Below are 4,043 nucleotides of genomic sequence, written 5' to 3'. Positions count from 1 at the left end.
GCGCTGGCATGGCGCACCCAGCTTTCCAATGCCCGCGCGAGGCTTTCGATGATGGCTTGCTTGTTGTCCATGCGGCACTCACTCCTTCGTGTTTGTATCGATGCCTTGCGGCACTGCTACCACTCGCCGACCTCGCGCACGCGCTGGTCGAGGTCGGGATATTCAAGGCTCCGGTCCGTTGGCGCAAGCGGAAGCGCCGGTGCACCCTGCCAGCCTCTCCCCATCGGCGACAACCTGGCGCGGCAGATCGAACAGCACTGCGAGGTGGAGCCGGGCTGGCTCGATAAGGAAGACCGTCCCTCCGAAGTGCCCGATGCGGCGGAAGAGCGCTTCATCGCGGCCGCGCGCGAGGCCTGGCGGCAGGCCGACGCCAAGGGAAAAAGGGAGCTCAGCGGCTGGCTCAAGCAGCGTGCGGCGCGCGCGCCCGGTGAAGAGCCGCCGCCCTGACGCGCCTCAGGCGAGCGAGGGCGCGCCGCGCAGGATGGCCGTGCGCAGGTCCTGCGGAATTTCGACGGCGCGATGGCTCTCGAGCGAGGTGGTCACGAGCACCTGCTTCATCTGCATGCGCAGCTCGCCGCTCGCGGGATCGAAGCAGCGCAGCACGAGCGTCATGGAGCGCGAGCCGAGCCGCTCCACCGCAAGGCCCAGCATGACGCGGTCGCCCATGCGGCTCACGGCGCGAAAGTCGGCCTCGAGCCGCACCGTGGGCAGGCCGATGCGCCGCTCGGCGATGAGCGCGTGGTAGCCGATGCCGAGCCCTTCGCTCACCCAGTCTTCCACCAGGCCGTTGAGCATGACGAAGTACTGCGGATAGAAGACGATGCCCGCGGGGTCGCAATCGGAGAAGCGGATCATCCGTGCACGCTGGAACTCGGCCTGAGGCGCTTCGGTTTCGCCTGTGCTCGCTGCCATCAGCCCTCCTCGCCCGCAGGCTCGCTGCGCATCACGTGCACGCGCAGCTGGCCGAGCTGGGCATGCATCTGCCTGACGGTCTTCATGTCGAGGCCGGAGAACATCTCGAGGATCCATTGCTCGTGTTCCTTGGCCATGGTCTCGAAGCTCGCGCGCCCCTTGGGTGTGAGGCTCACGATCCACGAGCGGCGGTCGTCGGGGCTGTGGGCGCGCGCCACCAGGCCGTCGCGCTCGAGTTCGTCGGTCAGGCCCGTGACGTTGCCGCCTGTCACCATCAGGTAGCGCGACAGCACGCGCATCTTCAGGCCGTCTTCATAGCGGTAGAGCTGGGCCATGTAGTCGAAGCGCGCCAGTGAGATGCCGAAGCGCTCGCGCAGCCGGCGCCGGATCTCGGCCTCGATCTGCGTGGTGCTGGCGAGCATGCGCAGCCACAGCCTGAGCATGGCGTGGTCTTCGCGGCCGGCGCGGGCCTCGTGGCCGAGCTCCTCGGCGTCGCTGAGCGCAGCATGCGAGGCGTCGTTGCGCATCACATCACCTCCCCGCCCGACACCGAGACCGACTGCCCGGTGACGGACGCGGCGCCCTCCCCGCAGAGCCAGCGCACCGCGTCGGCCACTTCGGCGGGCTGCACGATGCGCCGCTGCGGATTGGCGCTGGAGAACTCGGCCAGCGCATCGGCTTCGCTGCGGCCGGTCTTGCCCACCACGTTGGCAACGCTCGCGCGCAGGATGTCGGTGTCGGTGTAGCCGGGGCACACCGCGTTCACCGTGACGCCCTTGCGTGCCACCTCGAGCGCGAGCGAGCGCGTGAGCCCGACCACGCCATGCTTGGCCGCCGCATAGGCCGCGACGTAGGCATAGCCCTTCTGGCCCGCGGTGCTGGCGATGTTGACGATGCGGCCCCAGCCGGCTTCGAGCATGTCGGGCAGCGCGGCCTGCGTGCACAGGAACGTGCCGGTGAGGTTCACCGACAGCATGCGCTGCCAGAGCTCGGCCGAGGTCTTGAGAAAAGGCGCGCTCTCGGCCGCGCCTGCGTTGTTGACGAGGATGGCGAGCGGCCCGCGCTCGGCACGCGCCAGCGCGAAGGCCGACTGCACGGCCTGGGCCTCGGCCACGTCCGCTGCGGCCACGCCGTGGCCCTGGCCCGCGAGCGTCGCGGCCACGCGCCGGAGTGAATCGAGGTCGCGTCCCAGCAGCGTGAGCGTTGCGCCCTCGGCAGCCAGGGTGCGGGCGATCTCGGCGCCGATGCCGCGCGCGGCGCCGGTGACGAGGGCATGGCGGCCGGTCAGTGAATTTGCGTGCATACCTGAATTGTTTAGTCCTGAACTATTTTAGCGTGTGCGGCGCATCGCCTGTTCAGCGCATGAAACGGCCGCCGTTGAGGTCCAGCGTGGCGCCCGTCATGAAGGCCGCCGCGGGCGAAGCGAGGTAGACCACGGCGGCCGCCACCTCTTCGGCCTCGCCGAAGCGGCCGAGCGGAATGGCGGCCTTCAGCGCCTGCTGCCGCACCGGATCCAGCGCATCGAGCGCGGGGCTGCGAACCGCTGCCGGCGCCAGTGCATTCACCGTGACGCCCTGCGGTGCGAGTTCCTGCGCGAAGCTGCGCGTCAGTGCCAGCAGCGCCGCCTTGCTGGCCGCATAGTGCACGCCGGTTGCGGCGCTGGGCTGCTGGCCCGCCAGCGACGCCAGGTTGACGATGCGCCCGGAACCGCGCTCGCGCATGTGCCGTCCGGCAATGCGGCAGCCGAAGAAGCTGCCGCGCAGGTTGACGGCCAGCACGTCGTCCCACTCGTCGGGCGTGATGTCCCAGGGCGAGGTGAACGGCGTGCGCGCGGCGTTGTTGACCAGCAGGTCGATGGCGCCGAAGCGGGCCACGGCCGCCTCGAAGCAGCGTACGAACGCCGGCTCGCTACGCACGTCGAGTTCCATGGCGACGCAGTCGGCGCCCGCGGCGCGCAGGCCCGCGGCCGCCAATTCGGCGCTGCCTGCGTCGACATCGGCAAGCACCACGCGCGCACCCGATTCGGCCAATCCGCGCGCAATGGCGGCACCCAGGCCCTGCCCCGCGCCGGTCACGAATGCGGCCTGGCCGGCAAGCGGTGGCGGCGTGGAACTCATGCGGTCCTTGCCGGGGGACGAACGGCAGCGGGCCGTCCGTCCCAGGTCTGTTCGCTGACACCGCGCTCGCGCAGCTTGAACTTCTGCACCTTGCCGTTCTCGGTGCGCGGCAGGTCGGCCAGCACGTCGATGTAGCGCGGCACCGCGAAGTACGGCAGGCGGCTCTCGCAGAAGCGCGCCAGTTCGGCCGGGTCGATGCGCTGGCCTTCGCGCGGCACCAGCGCGGCCATCACCTCGTCCTCGGCCAGTTCGGATTGCACCGGGTACACGGCGCAGGAGGCCACGCCGGGGTGGCTCAGCAGCACCTGCTCGACTTCGAAGGACGAGATGTTCTCGCCGCGCCTGCGTATCGCGTCCTTGATGCGGTCGACAAAGCGAAAGGCGCCATCGGCATCGCGCACCACGCGGTCGCCGGTATGGAACCAGAGGTTGCGCCAGGCCTCGACCGTCTTCTCGGGCATGTTGAAGTAGCCGCTCGCAAAGGCGTGGGGTTCGTCCGCGCGCAGCAGCAGTTCGCCGGGTTCGCCTGCGGGCAGCTCCACATCGCCCTCGTCGGCCACGCGCGCCTGGAAGCCGGGGCGCAGCCAGCCCATGACGCCGCCGCGCGGCGAATCCGGCGCGGTGGCAATCGCGAAGTTGGTCTCGGTCGAGCCATAGCCTTCGAGCAGCGCCACGCCGGTGCGCGCCCTGAAGGCCTGCCCGGCCGCCGAGGGCACGCCCGGCCCGAGCCCGATGCGCACGCGGTGTTCGCGCTCGGCTTCGCCTTCGGGCTGGGCCAGCAGGATCGGCACCATCGCGCCCAGCAGGTAGACCACGGTCGCCCCATTGGCGCGCATCGACGGCCAGAAGCCCGAGGCCGAGAAGCGCGATTCGAACACCACCTCGGCGCCGGTCAGCGCGGCCTGCGCAAAGGTGTTGAGCGCGTTGATGTGGAACAGCGGCAGCGTGGTGCACAGCACGTCGTCGCGGCCGACGCCGAGCACTTCGGCGCTGTTCACGCCCCACCAGAAATAC

The 4,043-nt window shown here is 70.1% G+C and carries 6 protein-coding genes; 1 reads left to right on the top strand and 5 read right to left on the bottom strand.

Annotated features, from left to right (window positions below; translation table 11 throughout):
* Positions 1–48 precede the first annotated feature (48 nt).
* The gene (locus AC1DOC_RS22785; protein ID WP_478130535.1) at positions 49–447 is read left to right on the top strand and encodes a hypothetical protein; all 399 of its coding nucleotides are present in this window, start codon (positions 49–51) and stop codon (positions 445–447) included.
* A 6-nt stretch (positions 448–453) separates the two neighbouring features.
* Here the strand turns inward: AC1DOC_RS22785 and AC1DOC_RS22780 are convergent, their stop codons facing one another.
* The 5 genes from AC1DOC_RS22780 to AC1DOC_RS22760 form a co-directional block, all read right to left on the bottom strand.
* Complete coding sequence (locus AC1DOC_RS22780; RefSeq protein ID WP_478080044.1) at positions 454–912, bottom strand: acyl-CoA thioesterase; 459 nt, start codon at positions 910–912, stop codon at positions 454–456.
* On the bottom strand, positions 912–1,439 hold the full coding sequence (locus AC1DOC_RS22775) for a MarR family winged helix-turn-helix transcriptional regulator (protein ID WP_145741612.1): 528 nt from the start codon (positions 1,437–1,439) through the stop codon (positions 912–914). Before AC1DOC_RS22775 ends, AC1DOC_RS22780 begins: the two co-directional genes overlap by 1 nt.
* On the bottom strand, positions 1,439–2,215 hold the full coding sequence (locus tag AC1DOC_RS22770) for an SDR family NAD(P)-dependent oxidoreductase (protein WP_478080043.1): 777 nt from the start codon (positions 2,213–2,215) through the stop codon (positions 1,439–1,441). The genes AC1DOC_RS22775 and AC1DOC_RS22770 overlap by 1 nt, the downstream gene beginning before the upstream one ends.
* 52 nt (positions 2,216–2,267) lie before the next feature.
* Positions 2,268–3,029 (bottom strand): SDR family NAD(P)-dependent oxidoreductase, encoded by a 762-nt coding sequence (locus AC1DOC_RS22765; protein WP_369664282.1) that lies wholly within the window; start codon positions 3,027–3,029, stop codon positions 2,268–2,270.
* A partial coding sequence (locus tag AC1DOC_RS22760) for an AMP-binding protein (RefSeq protein ID WP_478130534.1) occupies positions 3,026–4,043 on the bottom strand: 1,018 nt, incomplete at its 5' end. The genes AC1DOC_RS22765 and AC1DOC_RS22760, both read right to left, overlap by 4 nt.

Source organism: Variovorax sp. 01T439_2 (assembly GCF_056398445.1).
This window is presented reverse-complemented; position numbering and strand designations above follow the sequence as displayed.

Coding starts and splice junctions, on each gene's coding strand:
- AC1DOC_RS22785 (WP_478130535.1), top strand. CDS start 49: ATGATGGCTTGCTTGTTGTCCATGCGGCACTCACTCCTTCGTGTTTGT.
- AC1DOC_RS22780 (WP_478080044.1), bottom strand. CDS start 912: ATGGCAGCGAGCACAGGCGAAACCGAAGCGCCTCAGGCCGAGTTCCAG.
- AC1DOC_RS22775 (WP_145741612.1), bottom strand. CDS start 1,439: ATGCGCAACGACGCCTCGCATGCTGCGCTCAGCGACGCCGAGGAGCTC.
- AC1DOC_RS22770 (WP_478080043.1), bottom strand. CDS start 2,215: ATGCACGCAAATTCACTGACCGGCCGCCATGCCCTCGTCACCGGCGCC.
- AC1DOC_RS22765 (WP_369664282.1), bottom strand. CDS start 3,029: ATGAGTTCCACGCCGCCACCGCTTGCCGGCCAGGCCGCATTCGTGACC.